General features: G+C 57.7%; 17 protein-coding genes. 11 read left to right on the top strand and 6 right to left on the bottom strand.

The window, feature by feature from the left end; all coding sequences use genetic code 11:
• The 3 genes from Q6L55_10085 to Q6L55_10075 form a co-directional block, all read right to left on the bottom strand.
• Nucleotides 1-182: hypothetical protein (locus tag Q6L55_10085; GenBank protein ID MEN9259058.1), on the bottom strand; the 182-nt coding region annotated here is incomplete at its 3' end.
• 24 nt (nucleotides 183-206) lie between these two features.
• Nucleotides 207-1,643, bottom strand: a complete 1,437-nt coding sequence (locus Q6L55_10080) for a DEAD/DEAH box helicase family protein (protein MEN9259057.1) — start codon at nucleotides 1,641-1,643, stop codon at nucleotides 207-209.
• A gap of 406 nt (nucleotides 1,644-2,049) precedes the next feature.
• The gene (locus tag Q6L55_10075) at nucleotides 2,050-4,278 is read right to left on the bottom strand and encodes a Piwi domain-containing protein (GenBank protein ID MEN9259056.1); all 2,229 of its coding nucleotides are present in this window, start codon (nucleotides 4,276-4,278) and stop codon (nucleotides 2,050-2,052) included.
• A 794-nt stretch (nucleotides 4,279-5,072) separates the two neighbouring features.
• Here Q6L55_10075 and folE point away from each other — a divergent pair.
• From folE to Q6L55_10035, 8 genes are all read left to right on the top strand, one after another.
• Nucleotides 5,073-5,837 carry a GTP cyclohydrolase I FolE gene (folE, locus tag Q6L55_10070; protein MEN9259055.1) on the top strand — a complete coding sequence of 255 codons (765 nt, stop codon included), beginning with the start codon at nucleotides 5,073-5,075 and terminating at the stop codon, nucleotides 5,835-5,837.
• A gap of 38 nt (nucleotides 5,838-5,875) precedes the next feature.
• Complete coding sequence (locus tag Q6L55_10065) at nucleotides 5,876-6,331, top strand: YbjN domain-containing protein (protein ID MEN9259054.1); 456 nt, start codon at nucleotides 5,876-5,878, stop codon at nucleotides 6,329-6,331.
• Nucleotides 6,324-8,177 (top strand): ABC transporter ATP-binding protein, encoded by a 1,854-nt coding sequence (locus Q6L55_10060; GenBank protein MEN9259053.1) that lies wholly within the window; start codon nucleotides 6,324-6,326, stop codon nucleotides 8,175-8,177. The genes Q6L55_10065 and Q6L55_10060 overlap by 8 nt, the downstream gene beginning before the upstream one ends.
• Nucleotides 8,174-8,524, top strand: a complete 351-nt coding sequence (locus Q6L55_10055; protein MEN9259052.1) for a single-stranded DNA-binding protein — start codon at nucleotides 8,174-8,176, stop codon at nucleotides 8,522-8,524. The genes Q6L55_10060 and Q6L55_10055 overlap by 4 nt, the downstream gene beginning before the upstream one ends.
• Nucleotides 8,521-9,612 (top strand): bifunctional diaminohydroxyphosphoribosylaminopyrimidine deaminase/5-amino-6-(5-phosphoribosylamino)uracil reductase RibD, encoded by a 1,092-nt coding sequence (gene ribD / locus Q6L55_10050; protein ID MEN9259051.1) that lies wholly within the window; start codon nucleotides 8,521-8,523, stop codon nucleotides 9,610-9,612. Before Q6L55_10055 ends, ribD begins: the two co-directional genes overlap by 4 nt.
• Before the next feature lies 1 nt (nucleotide 9,613).
• Nucleotides 9,614-10,153, top strand: coding sequence for an FkbM family methyltransferase (locus tag Q6L55_10045; protein MEN9259050.1), 540 nt, complete (start codon nucleotides 9,614-9,616; stop codon nucleotides 10,151-10,153).
• Nucleotides 10,140-10,265 carry a hypothetical protein gene (locus Q6L55_10040; protein ID MEN9259049.1) on the top strand — a complete coding sequence of 42 codons (126 nt, stop codon included), beginning with the start codon at nucleotides 10,140-10,142 and terminating at the stop codon, nucleotides 10,263-10,265. The genes Q6L55_10045 and Q6L55_10040 overlap by 14 nt, the downstream gene beginning before the upstream one ends.
• A 130-nt stretch (nucleotides 10,266-10,395) precedes the next feature.
• Entirely contained in the window at nucleotides 10,396-11,796 is a 1,401-nt protein-coding gene (locus tag Q6L55_10035) for a phosphoglucomutase/phosphomannomutase family protein (protein ID MEN9259048.1), read from the top strand.
• On the opposite strand, the gene Q6L55_10030 is transcribed toward Q6L55_10035, so the two are convergent.
• Nucleotides 11,750-12,241, bottom strand: coding sequence for a DUF192 domain-containing protein (locus Q6L55_10030; protein ID MEN9259047.1), 492 nt, complete (start codon nucleotides 12,239-12,241; stop codon nucleotides 11,750-11,752). The two genes, Q6L55_10035 and Q6L55_10030, sit on opposite strands and share 47 nt — an antisense overlap.
• Nucleotides 12,222-12,920: a response regulator transcription factor gene (locus Q6L55_10025; protein ID MEN9259046.1), complete on the bottom strand. Its 699-nt coding sequence runs from the start codon at nucleotides 12,918-12,920 to the stop codon at nucleotides 12,222-12,224. The genes Q6L55_10030 and Q6L55_10025 overlap by 20 nt, the downstream gene beginning before the upstream one ends.
• An 83-nt stretch (nucleotides 12,921-13,003) precedes the next feature.
• Here Q6L55_10025 and Q6L55_10020 point away from each other — a divergent pair, with 83 nt between their 5' ends.
• Nucleotides 13,004-13,756, top strand: coding sequence for an AAA family ATPase (locus Q6L55_10020; protein ID MEN9259045.1), 753 nt, complete (start codon nucleotides 13,004-13,006; stop codon nucleotides 13,754-13,756).
• Nucleotides 13,753-14,022, top strand: coding sequence for a hypothetical protein (locus tag Q6L55_10015; protein MEN9259044.1), 270 nt, complete (start codon nucleotides 13,753-13,755; stop codon nucleotides 14,020-14,022). Before Q6L55_10020 ends, Q6L55_10015 begins: the two co-directional genes overlap by 4 nt.
• On the opposite strand, the gene Q6L55_10010 is transcribed toward Q6L55_10015, so the two are convergent.
• Nucleotides 14,019-14,501 carry a hypothetical protein gene (locus tag Q6L55_10010; protein ID MEN9259043.1) on the bottom strand — a complete coding sequence of 161 codons (483 nt, stop codon included), beginning with the start codon at nucleotides 14,499-14,501 and terminating at the stop codon, nucleotides 14,019-14,021. The genes Q6L55_10015 and Q6L55_10010 overlap by 4 nt on opposite strands.
• Nucleotides 14,502-14,646: 145 nt before the next feature.
• On the opposite strand from Q6L55_10010, the gene dapA reads away from it, so the two are divergent.
• Complete coding sequence (gene dapA, locus Q6L55_10005) at nucleotides 14,647-15,555, top strand: 4-hydroxy-tetrahydrodipicolinate synthase (GenBank protein MEN9259042.1); 909 nt, start codon at nucleotides 14,647-14,649, stop codon at nucleotides 15,553-15,555.
• Nucleotides 15,556-15,617: the final 62 nt, after the last annotated feature.

Here is a 15,617-nt window from a genome sequence, read left to right as displayed (position 1 = left end):
TTAACGGCTTGAATGATGCGTTCTTCGCTCCACACACCTTGTGACCAACGCATCAAGAAGTCACTGCCGCGTAGACGGCGGGGATTGAGCAAAAAGTCGAGCCATTCGACAGCGGTGTGCGGGCGGAGCTCAAATTCTATATCTTCAGCGCTAACACTGAGAAATCTTTCAAAAAGATGCATGTTTTTGTCCTATCCTGAGGTTCACTACATACCGCTCGACGCGGGATAGCGCTTGATCATTTCTGCGTATGCCGCGTCGGCCTCGCGATCGCGAGTGCAAAAGATGATCGTCTTTTGCGCGGGTCCGCCGGTCTCGCACAGGCGGCGGAAGAGTTCCTGACACATAGCAGCCACGCGGTCAGGCAAAAGCAGTTTATCCTCCAGGTCGGATGCGGCGTAGCGGGCACTCGCTTCAGCGACTGTGAGCCTTTCCCCGGTGTTGGCGTCGGTCAGCGTTTTGCCTTCCAAATCCTCGCGGACGATGCCTTCAGTCTCCCGCTTGCCATCCAGAGACAGGTCGATGCAGTGGATTTCGCAGGCGGCGAGATACCCATCTTCGATGCCCTGCGCGATGTCATATTCATACACCGGCTCACCGAAGTGCCGAATGTTGTCGGCGGTGATCTGCTGATCCGCTTCGGCTTCTTTGGACTTTTCGGTAATCTCCAGGGTGCGCGGCGTGGCGGTGAGGCCGATCTGCACCGCGTTGGGGTTGCGGGTCAGCACCTGTGACCACTTGCCCCAGGCTGAGCGGTGACACTCGTCAATGATGATGTGGCTGAAATAATCAGGCTGGTAATGTTTGGTGAGGAAATTAGCGGTGCCGTCTTCGGTGTCCACATCGAGGGTCTGATAGGTGGCGATGTGGATGCGGGCATTGCTGGCGTGGTTTTTGCCGTCAGGTTCTTCATAGACTTCGGCGGCGTCGGCGCCAAAAACACTCTGGAATGCGGCCAGCGCCTGGCTGCGCAGTTCATCGCGGTCACAAACAAAAAGCGCCCGCTCGAGCAACCCAGCATCCGCGATCTTTTTCAAAAGCTGAACGGCGATAAAAGTTTTGCCCGCGCCGGTGGCTAAGGACAGCAAAGCGCGTTTTTCGCCGCGGGCGAGCTTTTCGAGCACGGCGCGGATGGCAGCATCCTGGTAATAGCGCCGGGTGGCTTCACCACCGGGGTAACGCACCAAAAGCGGCTTGGCTAACGGGGCGTTGAGCCGGAAGCCTCTGGCCTCTTCGTACCTCTCGCGCAATTCGTCCGGCGTAGGGAATTCGGTGAGCGGCCTGGGCTGGCTGGTCTGGCCGGTCGTCGAGTCATACTCCACAAAGAGATGCCCGTTGGTGGAGAACACGAACGGCACGTGGAACCGCTTGCAATACTGCTTCGCCTGCTCCAGGCCGTGATAGGGTGACAGATTTTCGGCTTTGGCTTCAATGAGCGCCACCGCCACCGGCTGGCTTTCGGCGTTGACCGCCACACGCAGCAGGTAATCCACGCGGCCGCGGGCGCGCCTGCGCGGTTTGCCGTCCACAATCTCAATGGCGCCAGCAGTCTCCTCGCGGCGGATCAGGTTTTCCGTCCAGCCGCGTTTATACAAGGCGGGATCAATCAGTTTGGCTCGGGTATCGGTTTCATTCAGGCCCATGCGCCTGCACACCCCCTTCGGTTATGGGTAGATGTTTTGCTGCAATCGTTGACCAAAGTCACAGCCTTGCCAACCTGCAACAGTCGCAGGTCTGAGGTGGGGGTCGTAGGCGTAGCGCTTTTTCTTTTGCCCGGCGTCACTAACCCGGTGGGCGGGAACAGCGGGCAGACAACACCAGCCCATGCACCCGAAAGCTGGAAAAGCCAACAGCAGGCAAAGCCGCAGGCGGGCAAGGCCAGCGCACAACCAAATCAAGCACATTTTACCAAACACAATTTCAAGGTGCAAGAAAATTCAAACGACCGGCTGCCCAACAGCTGGCACATCACCAGCAGGCCAGCCGAGCGCAGCGAGGCAAAGCCTGTCAGGTGCATGCGCTGGTTATGCCGCTCACGCCTTGAAATTTTTACAACCAGAACGGCAAATTTCCTTCTGAATCTCTTGGTTTGATGCCATGTAGTAAAAATTCTGCAATCTTGTCACTGTAGTGAATCGTCACTGGCAAACGTGGCTCTCTAACCGAACCATAATGCAAGAGAGTCAACGATAGCACCGAATGGATAGCCTTTTCGATTGGGAAAGATGGCTCTGTCCTGATTTGAAGCGGACAGGGCGTGCTGCCGCTGAAAGGAGGCAATGAAGAGACTAAAAATGCTTCTGTGTCGCTTATCTTAAATGCTGTCCCCTTTGGTGGTCTATCTATGGCAGAGGTGGCTGTGCTCTGATAATAAAGACGAGGCGCTCCAGATTTGATTACTTCAACCAAATGAAACTCTGCCCGAATCTGTTTTGCCCATTCCTTCAATGCTGCTCTTTCCCCACCACGAAATTGTCCGTCACGGTGAATCACAACGCGTTTACCTTGAAATTCCTCGAGAGGGAAAAGACTACGCAGAATACTTCCCGGTATCGTTTCCCCTTCAATCGGCGCATCGTGGATAATGTATCGTAGAAATTGACCATCGCTAAAATAGATTCTTGCGATGGCTGTCGCATTCACAGTTCCTGACAACTTTTGTTTTGCTCTGCGAGCAATATCAATCCCAACAGCAATATCAGCGTAAGGAAGCTGATTCGCTAAAACGAACGGCACATTCCCTGTCTTGGCTAATATACCCAGCACGATATTGTCCATAGCATATTGTTCAGAGAATGTATTTTCATAGATAACTTGAATTGGGAGACCATATCGCATTGTCAACGACTTGAAGACGTGATACATGCTATCTTCTTCATCCCCTTCGTCATAGCGTGCACTTCTAGGAAATAAAGCAAGTAGAATGTCAGGCTTTGCCGACTCGAGACAGTTTACCGCTTTTTCCAAATTCACTCTTGAAAGTATCTCAATCTTTTGTTGGCGTTGCCCATTAACTTCAACGGATTGAATAGAGAAATTCAACTCCTCCAACGCGGCTTTAAGTTTATACAGGAATGTCGTCAATGCCTGTTGTGCGACCTGCGGTGATGCGTTAACTATTCCGATCTTTATGGGGTGATTCTTGTCAGGAAACGCGCTTGAACGTTGAAATACGCCATGTTCTTTCAAGCTTTGATAAATACTTTGCCCTTCGCCGCTATGAATTTCATTGTTGCCGACGAGTAATTCAGGCGTAAAACCAACATCACTCGAGCTCAAGAATGCTTGCGGCAGTGATCCTGACTCAAAACTGTCTGCAAGAATTCTGTGCTCTTTACCAATAGCGGCGATTTCGCGGACAAGACTATATCTAATTGACGGACCAAGCCGTAAGGCTCTGGAAACTTGGCGCGGATCCACTCCAAATTTTTTGAGATCGCCCATTCGTACGACAGGGCGCAACATACTAGCGATATAGATATACTGGCTTGTACGTGTTTCGATCTTGACGGTCAATTCATCATCAGGAGCGCGGCTAATCAGATTACGTGTCATCTCGTCGCTTGATATACTGAGCAACCACTCGCGCATTTCTCGAACGTTGCCAGTAATCTCGATAATTGTCCCTTTAAAATCCTTTCTATCCACAGCAACCATTATTCCGATAAGGTCTTGTGGACTTTGCAAGGTAGCAGCAAACTCATGCAATAATTGGGTGTGAAAAATATTGGACGAAACAGCGATAGAAACTGCTGGTTTGTTGTTCACTGCCCAACCACGCAAAGCATAATCGCGGTGGATTCGGACTTTGCCAAAATTCTGTCCTTTTGGTTCAAGCACTTCCCTGATCTCTGTTTGGTAGTTTGCGAGCAAACCCCGAGCCGCAAATTCACCTTGCTCCCAAGCTGAAGGCTCCCATGTTGTGTTGAGAGTAATGCTCTGTACAACACTTAAAGGTTGCTCAGTCCATAGCTGCTTCAGAAATTCTTTAATTGCGTCATCTGGGACTATTTGGTCTGTGACAATTTGACCGCCGCACCATATCCAGTTCCCACCAAACTTATTCCGTAAGCGATACGCCAACTTCCCACCTATCGCCGATGCATGATCGCTCACCACTTCAATCGCGTAGGCATATAATCTGGGCAACGCGTCAGGAATAACAGGGAAAACGTCAACGTATGTGGGCATAGTTTCTCCTTCTGATGGCTCACACTGCGGTATTAGCGGCATAACAGCTTGCACCTTAGCTGCTTCGCTGCGCTCGTGACGCGGCATCGGCTGGAAGCGCTTGTTGGACGGCTGGCAAATTCAATTCGTTTGCAACCAGCTCACCGCCATAATAGCATATTGCAGTGCTCGTAGGATTCGATGGAGCGCTTGGTCTGAGCCTTTCCTCGCGGCATGAGGACTTCCGCTTCCAAAACTCTGAACTATACCGAATGTTAACGCACAATACGATCCTTTGGAGCTTGCAAACGCAAGCCTGCTGGACTTATCTGGTGGTTGCCCACCAGTGCCAGCTTCCTGCTTCGTCTGCTCTTGACTCGTAGACTGTCCTAAAGACATTCCACCGTCAGAGGAGCATCCACCTTTTGTCCCTCTCCTGCGTCCTTGTTATGTTCTAAGATTTTTTGACAAACTTCCAAACCCCAGTTATAGGCATGACGAGCCACTCCTAGGTGCTTGGAGCAAAGGGTGCGCTGCTTGTTGTTTAGGTCTAGCTCGCTTTTAAAGGAGAGTGACATATACCGTACCAAAACATTGGGTGTCATCGTTGCCCAGCAATGTCCGGTATCGTTCCGCATTTTGGTTATTTATACCCTGACGGACAGCCGCACCTGCCAAAAGCCAGTGGGAGTGAACCATTTGCCGCCAGCAAGGGCATGGGTTATACTGCAGTCTGGGCATGGCGTACTCGGGAACTGAGGCCGGGAGCTATGCCGCATGTCGGTTGGGGGGATGCTTGGGGTACAGGTGCGGGTACCGGTGCGACGGCAGCTCTCCCCAGGAGTAGTGTTAACTTTTGTTGAGAATCTATGACATTGACCCCTCGTTTCCTAAACCCACGCATGAATGGGCATGGCGATACTGAGCATTCCCTCGTGGTGCTGACCAACCCCAGCCCTGACCTGTATCTCGACGACGAGCCGGTGACCCGCAGCCAGAAAACGGACCCGGAGTTGGGGCAACGGGTGGCCCAGTTTTTAATCGAGAAGGGGGTGGCGACGCCCCAGGTGGAAACGGGTTTGGATGACACCCAAAAACGCACCTTGATCGCCTGGCACTTTGCCCGGATTATGGAGGCGTTGGGGTTGGATTTGCGGGATGACAGCTTGGCGGATACCCCCAAACGGGTGGCCCAGATGTATGTGGATGAGATTTTCTACGGCCTGGACTGGCGCAATTTCCCCAAATGCACCACCGTAGAAAACAAGATGGGCTACGGCTCTATGGTCATCGAGCGCAATATCAATGTCCAGAGCAACTGCGAGCATCACTTTGTGATTATTGATGGCCGAGCCCATGTGGCCTATATTCCCCGGGAGAAGGTCCTGGGGCTGTCGAAGATCAACCGAATTGTGGAGTACTTTGCCAAGCGGCCCCAAATCCAGGAGCGTTTAACGGAGCAGATTTTTTACGCCCTGTCTTACATCCTGGAGACGGAGGACATTGCGGTGGTGATCCAAGCCAAGCACTACTGTGTCAAGTCGCGGGGGGTGGAGGATGTGAATTCGGATACGGTGACCAGTAAGCTGGGGGGGGTCTTTTTGCACAACACCGCCACCCGGGCCGAGTTCATGCGCATCGTCAATACGGTGATTGGGCCGCAGTGATTTTGGTGTAAGCTGCTAGTAGGGCGTGAGGGGCTGCCATGGACGTTACCTTCCCGGAGTTGACGGAGCCGGACCGCACAGGTCATCTGTTGGATGATGTGGAGACGGTCATCAGCTCCCTGGCGGAACCGGATTCGGCCCAGGTGAGCCACGTGGACCAGGGGTGTATCTGGCGGTTCCGTTACGGCACGGCGGAGGTCTATGTGCAAATGACGGGTACCACCACTGAGGATAGATTCACGGTGTGGGCGCGGGTGCTGAAGTTACCGGTGCAGCAGCCGTTGGCGCTTTACCAGCAGCTGTTGGAGTGGAATTGGGCCACAACTCTGGAGGCGCGTTTTGCCCTGTTGAACCAAGAAGTGGTGGTGGTGGGGACCCGGTCGGTGCAGGATTTGGACCCGTCGGAGATTGCTCGGCTCATTACGGTGGTGGCGTCCCTGGCGGACCAGTACGATGAGGAGCTGCAGACGCGCTTTCCGGCCCTGAATGGCTAAGCTCTGGCGGGGGTGGGGAAAGCTTCTTCGGGAGCCGTTTTCGCAATTGGTCTGGCGAACGGTTCAGCGCTATCGCCTACGGGTGGTAGGGGCAGTGCTGTTGAACTTGGTGGCGGGCTTGATGGAAAGCTCCACCTATGTGTCGGTGTACTGGGCCCTGAGTGCCCTGGCGGATGATCAGTTTCAGCTCGGCTGGCTGCAACCCTGGGTGCAGGGCTGGTCCCGCCTGCGGGTGGTAGCCTTGCTGGTGCTGATCGCCTGGGGGTTTCAGGTGGTCCAAAGCGGCCTCAAGTACTGCAGCACGGTGATCACCAGCTACCTGGGCAACCGCCTGAGCATGTACACCAGCCAGTTGCTCATGGAGCGGATGTTGCGGTTCAGTTTTCCCTGCGTCAGTCGCTACCGCCACGGGGAGCTGGTAAATTTCATTGACCTGGGCATGATGACCGGGAATCTGTTTTCGGTCGCCAACCGCCTGGTGCTATCCCTGTGCTTGCTGACAGCCTATTTGGCAGTTTTGCTGTGGATTTCGCCGCTGGTGCTCCTGGCTACCCTGCTGCTGTCGGGAATGTTGGTGGGGATGCAACGGCACATCATCCCCAAAATTCGCGATGTGGCCCAGATGCTCACCGGTGAGACGGCGGACATCAAAAGTTACATGGTGGAGACCCTCCAGGCATTGCGGGTGATCTACAGCTTCCATCGCCAGGAGGCTACGCTCCAGCATTTGCGCCACCTGCAACGGAATGTGCTCAAGATACTGGACCGACAAGTGGCCTGGAGTACCCTGCCTGACCCCCTGTCGGCCATTTGGGCCACTACCATTCTGGCGGTGATGTTGTTGGGGGGGATTTGGCTTTTGAGCCGGGAACGGCCCCTGAACCTGCTGTTGCCCACCCTGGCGACCTTTATCTCCGCCTATAACCGCTTTGCCTTTCAAAACCAGAACCTAGCGGGGATTGCTAGCCAACTGGGGCTGATCTGGGGGACGCTGCAAGTGCTCAATCCTTTCCTGACCGACCAGGACAAGGAGTTTTTGCGCACGGAAGGTAAACCTTTTCGGGGTCTGCGGCAGGAGATTTGTTTTGACCGGGTGACGCTGCAGTATCCCGGGACGACCACACCGGCGCTGGTGGAGGTGAGTTTTTGCCTGCCGGCGGGGAAGGTGACGGCTTTGGTGGGGGCTTCGGGGGCGGGTAAATCGTCGGTGGCGGATTTGCTCATTGGGTTGTACGAACCGACGGCGGGGCGGATTTTGGTGGATGGGGTGGACCGGCGGGAACTGTCCTTGGCGGATTGGTGGGCGCGGCTGGGGGTGGTGAGTCAGGACAATTTTGTGTTCAATACCACGATTCGGGAAAATATCCGTTTTGGTCGGCCTGAGGCTACGGATGCGGAGGTGGAACAGGCGGCCCAGGCGGCCTATGCGGCGGAATTCATCGAGCGACTGCCCCAGGGGTACGACACGGTGGTGGGGGAACGGGGGTACCGGCTTTCGGGGGGACAACGGCAGCGCATTGCCCTGGCCCGGGCCATTTTGCGGCGACCGGAAATTTTGATCCTGGATGAGGCCACGTCGGCCTTGGATTCCCATGCGGAAGCTCTGGTGCAAAAGGCCCTGTATGAGTTTCAAAAACAGCGCACGGTACTGGTGATTGCCCACCGTCTGTCTACGATTCGCCACGCCGACCAGATTCTGGTGCTGGAGAAGGGCCGTCTGGTGGAACAGGGCACCCACGAGAGTTTGCTGGCCCGGGGGGGTTACTACGCCCGCTACTGGCGGCTCCAGGTGGAAGGTGTGGGCGCAGGTGCTATGCTAGGGCTAGAGGCGGAGGACGGGCGATGACGTGGGCAGTGGTGACGGTCTGTGGCTACGTGGCTGCCAAACCAACCATTCGTCATTTTGAGAAGGGCACGGTTTTGTGTAGCTTTCCCCTGTATGTGAATCGGCGTAAGGGAGACGGTGAGGAAGTTCCCCCTTTGCGGTTCCAGGTGGATGTGTGGGGGAATCAGGCGGAAACGGCCATGAATTTGTTGGATAAGGGGGCGCGACCGACGGTGACCGGACGCTTGGATGAGGAGCATTACACGGATAAGGACGGGCAGCCGGCTACGGTCTTGCGCATTCGCTTTGCCGAGATTTTGGATTACGGTCTCAAGCCCAGCGACGAACCGGCGCCTACCCCGGCATGACGGATGATGAACGCTACATGGCCCGTTGTCTGGAGTTGGCGCGCCAGGCCTGGGGGCGTACCAGTCCCAATCCTTTAGTGGGGGCGGTCATCGTGCGGCAGGAGCAGGTGGTGGGGGAGGGGTTTCATCCCCAGGCAGGACAGCCCCATGCGGAGGTATTTGCCCTACGCCAGGCGGGGGAGCAGGCCCAAGGCGCCACCCTGTATGTGAATTTGGAACCCTGCAATCATTACGGGCGTACTCCCCCTTGCACCGAAGCCATCCTACAGGCTGGGATTCGCCGGGTGGTGGTGGGGATGATTGACCCGGACCCCCGGGTGGCGGGTAGGGGTGTGGCGCGGTTGCAACAGGCGGGGATCGCGGTAACGGTGGGAGTTCTGGCGGAGGCTTGCCGGGAACTCAACGAGGGGTTTTTCCACCGGGTGCGCACGGGACGGGCCTTCGGCATCTTGAAGTACGCCATGACCTTAGACGGCAAAATTGCCACGGCGACGGGGGACAGCCTGTGGGTGACCGGACCCGAGGCGCGCCAGTGGGTCTATAGGTTGCGCTCCCGCTGCGATGCGGTAATCACCGGGGGCTGTACCATCCGCCGGGATAATCCGTCGCTGACAACCCACGGGGTAACACCCCATTCGCCCTTGCGGGTGGTGATGTCCCGCTCTCTGGATTTGCCCCTGGAAGCCCAGGTTTGGCGGGTGGATGAGACATTGCGCACGCTGCTGGTGACGCCCCCCCAACCAGAACCCCTGCCACCGGTGCTCAAGCAATTGCAAGGGTTGGGGGTGGAGTGGTTGCCCCTGGACCCCTGTGACCCCCTGACAGTAAGCCAAGCGCTGGCGGCCCGGGGCTGTAACACGGTGCTGTGGGAGTGTGGGGGACGCTTGGCGGCACCGGCAATCCATCAGGGGGCGGTGCAGAAAATCATGGCCTTTATTGCGCCGAAGGTGATTGGGGGGGAAGGGGCGCCCACGCCGGTCGGGGACCTGGGTTTGACCCAAATGCAGCAGGCACTGAGGCTGACGGGGTGTCGCTGGGAACAGGTGGGGGAGGACTGGTTAATTCAGGGCTATCTAGGGGAGGATTAAGGTGGGACCGGTTGGAAAAATCAAACAATGGCTGCCAGTTTCCCTGCGACGACCGCTCAAACAGGTGGCCTTGCGCCTGATCAGTGTGGTTCGCCCGGAACTGACGCCGGTGACACCGGGCACCCTGGACCTGGATGAATTGGTTTTGCTTCTGGGCAAGGATGACCCGGTGATTGTAGAAATTGGCTGCAACAACGGTAGCCATACGGTGCAGTTTGTGGAGCGATTTCCCCGGGCGCGTATTTACGGCTTTGAACCGGACCCCCGGGCAGCTGCCGACTTCAAAAAACGGCTAGGCCATGACCCGCGGGTGCGTCTTTACGAGGTGGCCATTGCGGCGCAGGATGGGGAAGCGGATTTCTTCATGAGCGATACCCACCCGGAAGCGGGCATTCCCCGTAGTTGGTATGACTCGGGTTCTATCCGCCGCCCGAAAAAGCACCTGGAGGTATTTCCGTGGGTTACGTTTCCCCGCACGATTCGGGTGCCGACCTGCCGACTGGATACCTGGTATCAGCAAAACGGGATTGAGACCATATGACTTCATCTGGGCGGATGTACAGGGGGCGGAAGTGGATTTGATCCAAGGCGGTCTCCAGGCACTGGCCAACACCCGCTATTTCTACACCGAATACGCCAATACGGAACTGTAAGAGGGGCAAATCAACCTGGCGCAACTGCTGCGACTGCTGCCGGATTTCCAACTGGTCTATCGCTTCAGGGGGGATGTGTTGCTCAAGAACAAGCGGCTACAATAGGGGCGCGGGCGCAGGAGCAGGGGACATGGGAGAGATTCGCTTTGGCACCGATGGCTGGCGGGGTGTGATTGCCCGGGAGTTCACCTTTGCGCGGGTGGCCCAGGTGGCAGCAGCAGCAGCAACGGTTCTGGCGGATGTCTATGGAGATGGACCCTTGTTGGTGGGTTACGACCGGCGGTTTTTGTCGGAGGAGTTTGCCCAAACGGCGGCGCAGGCGGCGGCAGCGGCAGGATTTCGGGTTTGGCTGGCCAATCAGGCGGCGCCCACACCGGCTTTGAGTTATGGGGTGCGGCAGCAGGGGGCTATCGGGGCGCTGGTGATCACCGCCAGTCACAATCCCCCCATCTACAACGGCCTGAAGGTCAAGGGGGCCTTTGGCGGCTCCATTCCCCCGGAGATGACCCAGCAAATCGAAGCGCGGTTGTCCCAACCGGTACCCCAGCGTCCTGGCGGCTGCGTGACCCCCTTCGACCCCTGGCCTGGTTATGTGCAGGCGTTGCAGCAGCAGGTGGATGTGGCGGCCATCCGCGCCGGTTTGCAGCACTGGCAGGTGTGGGCCGACCCCATGCACGGAGCCGCCGCTGGGGGTCTGACGCGTCTGGTGGGCAATGTCGTACAGGAACTGCGCACCCAACGGGATGTACTGTTCGGGGGGCACCCGCCGGAACCCCTGCCCCCTTACCTGGAGGAGTTGCGCACCACGTTGCAGCGGCATCACGGTAACCAGGTGGGGCTAGTGTTTGACGGGGACGGGGACCGGATTGCCGCCATGGACGGTCAGGGGCAATTTCTCTCCCCCCAGGTGCTCATTCCCCTGTTGATCGAACATCTGGCCCAGCGTCGGGGCTTGACCGGCAGGGTGGTGAAAACCATTAGCGGGTCGGAGTTGATCCGCAAAACCGCTGCCTACTACAACCTGCCGGTGGTGGAAACCCCCATCGGGTTCAAGTACATTGCCCAGGAAATGCTCAAGGGGGATGTGTTGCTGGGGGGTGAGGAATCAGGCGGCATTGGCTACGGGCACTACCTGCCGGAACGGGATGCCTTGCTGTCGGCCCTCTACCTGCTGGAGGCGGTGGCCCTGACCCAAAAACCCCTGGAGGTGCTCTATCGGGAATTACAGGAAAAAACCGGCTTTTACAGCGTCTATGACCGGATTGATCTGCCGTTGACGAATGCCGCATCCCGCGACCGGCTGGAGCAGCAGTTGGCTGCGCATCCGCCGACGGTGATAGCCGACACGGACGTAGTCAACACCTGGAGCGGCGACGGCTACAAGTTTTACCTGGCGGACCAGAGTTGGTTACTCATTCGCTTGAGCGGCACCGAACCCCTGTTGCGCCTGTACTGCGAAGCTCCCACCCCCGAACGCGTGCAAGCTATTCTCGCTTGGGCGCGCCAGTGGGCCGCAACAGTCGCACAGTAAGGGTATCCCCCACCTTCAGCCCCAACTCCCGCGCCCGTCCCGGTGCCAGCTCGATCACCCCATCCACGGGACCGGGGGGGCCATAGGTGGGGCAGGGGTCCCGGGGACAAGGGGGCACCTGGGCGTAAATGGCCACCACCCGGTTTTCGTGCAAAAACACCATGTCAATGGGTGTGCGCATGTTTTTCATCCAAAATTGCACTGGGCGGGGTGGGTAAAAGGGAAACAGCATCCCCCGGTCCGGTTCTATGCGCTCCCGGTACATCAACCCCAGGGCCTGTTGCTCCGGCGTCCAAGCCACCTCCAGCCAGACCCGTTGCCCGTTGTGTTGCAACTGCGCCCGGATGGGTAAATGCTGGGGCTTTTGGGCCAATACGGCTACCCCCGTCAGCACCACCGCCAGCACTGCGCCGCTCAGGTAGGCCCTAAGGTTCCCGGAGAACATAGCCCACCCCCCGCACCGTTTGGATCAGGTGTTTTTCCCCTGGTTGGTCCAGTTTCAGGCGCAGGTAACGCACATACACCTCAATCACATTGGACTCGTGCACCGACTGATACCCCCACACCTGCTCCATGATTTCTTCCCGTGTCAGCACCCGCCCCGGATTCTGCATCAGGAATTTCAGCAGCTCAAATTCTTTCATAGTCAGTTGAATTTGCCGCTTTCGGCGCAGGGCCACCCGCTTTTGCAAATCCAAAGTCAGGTCGGCAAAGGTGAGATATTCCGCTGGGCCGGTCTGGGGTTGGACGTAGAGCTGGAGCCAGCGCAGCAAATCTTTGCGGGGATAGGGGGCGCTCAAGTAATCCCAGGCTCCCGATTCTAAGCAGGTAATGCGCTCCTCCAGGCTGTCTCCTGCCGTAAGCAGCAGAATGGGCAAATCGGGGTAACGCTGGCTCACTTGCTGGCAGAGGGTCAAACCCGCTGGGCTGGCCTCGACGATGAGTAAACAGGCGGGTTGGTGCGCCAAATAGGCCATCGCTTCGGTTGGGTCAGCCAAGGGGTAACAGCGATAACCGGCCTCCGCCAGTTCACTGCGCAGGCGCTGACGCAAACCCTCATCGCCACTAACAAGCAGTACGGGCGCCTGGCTAGGTTCGGTGGTAGAGGCTGGCCGCTGGGACATCCCTGCCTGCGTAACGCTTTTGACGGGTAAACGCATGGTCCATCGGCGCACTACACTGGGATCAGGACGGCTGGCACACGCTCATGTTCCTGGCCATTGCCAACCACAAAGGCGGCGTTGGTAAAACTACTTCTACTTTAGCGCTCGGCGGTCTATTGGCGGAATCCGCTCCCTGTTTGCTCATTGACCTGGACCCCCAGGGTAACTTGACCACCGGCCTGGGCGTGGAGTTGAGCGAACAAACCCCTGGCGCTTACCACTGGTTAACCGGCCAGTTAGCCGCCACCCAGGTGATGCACAAAACCGCCAGCGGCCCCTATCTGATACCCGCTGATGCCCATCTCAGCCGGGCCGAAGTGGAGTTGCTGCAAAAAAGTGGCGCCTTTTACACCCTAAGGGACCGCTTGACCGAGCTGCGGGGGCAATTTCTTTACGTGTTGATGGACTGTCCCCCCAGCCGCGGAGTGCTGACCATGAACGCCCTGGCCGCTGCTGACTACGTGCTAATTCCGGTGCAGTGCCAATTTTTTGCCCTCAAGGGGTTGACGGCCCTGTTGGCAACCGTCCAGCAGGTACAGCGCCGGCTGAATCCCCAACTCAAAATCCTGGGGGTGTTACCCACCATGGCCGAACTGCACACCATCATGACCCAGGATGTACTCAGCGCTTTGCACAACCAAGCGGATTTCCATGTGTTTCCCCCCCTGCCCAAATCCGTCAAATTTCCCGAATCCAACCTGGCCGGTCAGCCCATTCACCGCTACACTAACGACCCCCGCCTGTTAACCCCCCTCCAGGAACTGGTCAAGTACATTCACCAGCAGGTGCAACGGTGAAACAGCGTCCCCGTCTCACCTCCGCCAACAACCCCCTGCAGCGGCGGCCAGCAGCCAGCGAACCGGTTCTACCCACCGAACTGGTCCATAGCGCCATTCCCGATGACCTGCGCCCCCAACTCCAGGCCCTGCAACAGCAGTGGTCCCTGAGCGAAGCGGAAATCGTCACCCTGGCCCTGCGGGTTTTCTTGGCCCAGATGCACCGGCGTCCGGTGGCCCCCCATCCCCCCTTGGATAACGACCAGCTCATGGATTTTTTGGACTAGCGGGGTAAGGGTTCAAACGACCGCATCACGCCGGTGTAAATGGGGGGCAAGATACCCTGCTGGAATGCCTTTAACGGCCCACTCAGCCCCACCGTATAGACCCGATCCTGGAGATAGACAAACAAAAACCAGCGGTGCATATCCTCCAGTCCTTGCCCGGGGCGGATGACCTCCTCGGCCCGAAAGGCCAAACCGTGGCGCAGGGGGACCGGGGTGACATGGGTAAATAGGGGGTCGTCTTTATAGGTTTTGAAATGGACCGGAAACGCGGCCCTTGCTGCCGGCATCGGTTCTACATGGACGTAGATGGCGGTCGGTGTCGGTAAACGCGGGCCGACCCAAGACCCCGGCGCCACCATCTGGAACTCCACCGGCAGCCGCAATCGGTAGCCCTGGGCTGTATCCATATAGAGCACCGTCTGTCCGGAAAAGACCGGCAAAGACAGGAGCAGGAACGTGCTTCGAAGGGCATCCAGCATGGGAACGGGCCAAAGGGGTCAACAATGGCAACGACCGCCGCCAGAGGGGAGAAGTTTCTGGGGAGCAATATCCAACGGGTCGCCAGGGCGGGCCAGCACCGTCGCTATAATGGGGGCAAATCGGTAGGCAGGAGGCAACGCGTCGGTGGCGGAGGCCGATACACCCCGCTTTGGCCGGGTCATTACAGCGATGGTGACGCCCTTTGATGACCAGGGGCGCGTGAACTACGAACTGGCGGAACGCCTGGCGCTGCATTTGCTGGACCACGGGAGTGATGCCCTGGTACTGGCGGGGACAACTGGAGAATCGCCGACGCTCACCTGGGAAGAGGAATACGAGCTATTTCGCGTGGTGAAACAGGCGGTGGGTAACCGGGCGCCTATCCTGGCGGGAACAGGGGCCAACAGCACCCACGAGGCGGTGACGGCCACCCAAAAGGCAGCGCAAATGGGACTCGATGGCAGCTTGCAGGTGGTGCCCTACTACAACAAGCCTCCCCAGGCGGGGTTAATAGCCCACTTTCGCACCATTGCCCGGGCCGTGCCGGATTTTCCCCTGATGCTCTACAACATTCCCGGGCGGACGGGGGTGAACCTGCTGCCGGAAACGGTGGCCCAATTGGTGGAAAGCGAACCCAACATTGTGGCTATTAAGGAAGCCAGTGGCCATCTGGAGCAAGTGGCCCACCTGCGCCGCCTGGTACCCCCAGAACGGTTGGACATCTATTCTGGGGACGATAGTTTAACGTTGCCGTTGCTGGCGGTGGGGGCGGTGGGGGTCGTCAGTGTGGCTAGTCACCTGGTGGGCCAAACCATCCAGCAGATGATCCAAGCCTTTGTCAATGGGCAGCCCCACAAAGCCCAGGCCCTGTACAATGAGATATATCCCCTCTGCAAGGCGCTGTTTGTGACGACAAACCCCATCCCCCTGAAACGGGCCTTGGAGTGGATGGGTTGGCCGGTCGGATCACCGCGTTTGCCCTTGGTACCGGCTCCGCCAGAGGTGGAACAGGTTTTGCGCCCCGTGATGCAACAACTGCGCTTGGTGGCCTAACAAGTTTCGCTCCCGCAGCGGGGGGTGAACCGTGCTCATTATCCTGTAAACGGTCGTAAAGG

The sequence above is a fragment of the Gloeomargarita sp. SRBZ-1_bins_9 genome, from assembly GCA_039794565.1.
Classification (GTDB): Bacteria; Cyanobacteriota; Cyanobacteriia; order Gloeomargaritales; family Gloeomargaritaceae; genus Gloeomargarita.
This window is presented reverse-complemented; position numbering and strand designations above follow the sequence as displayed.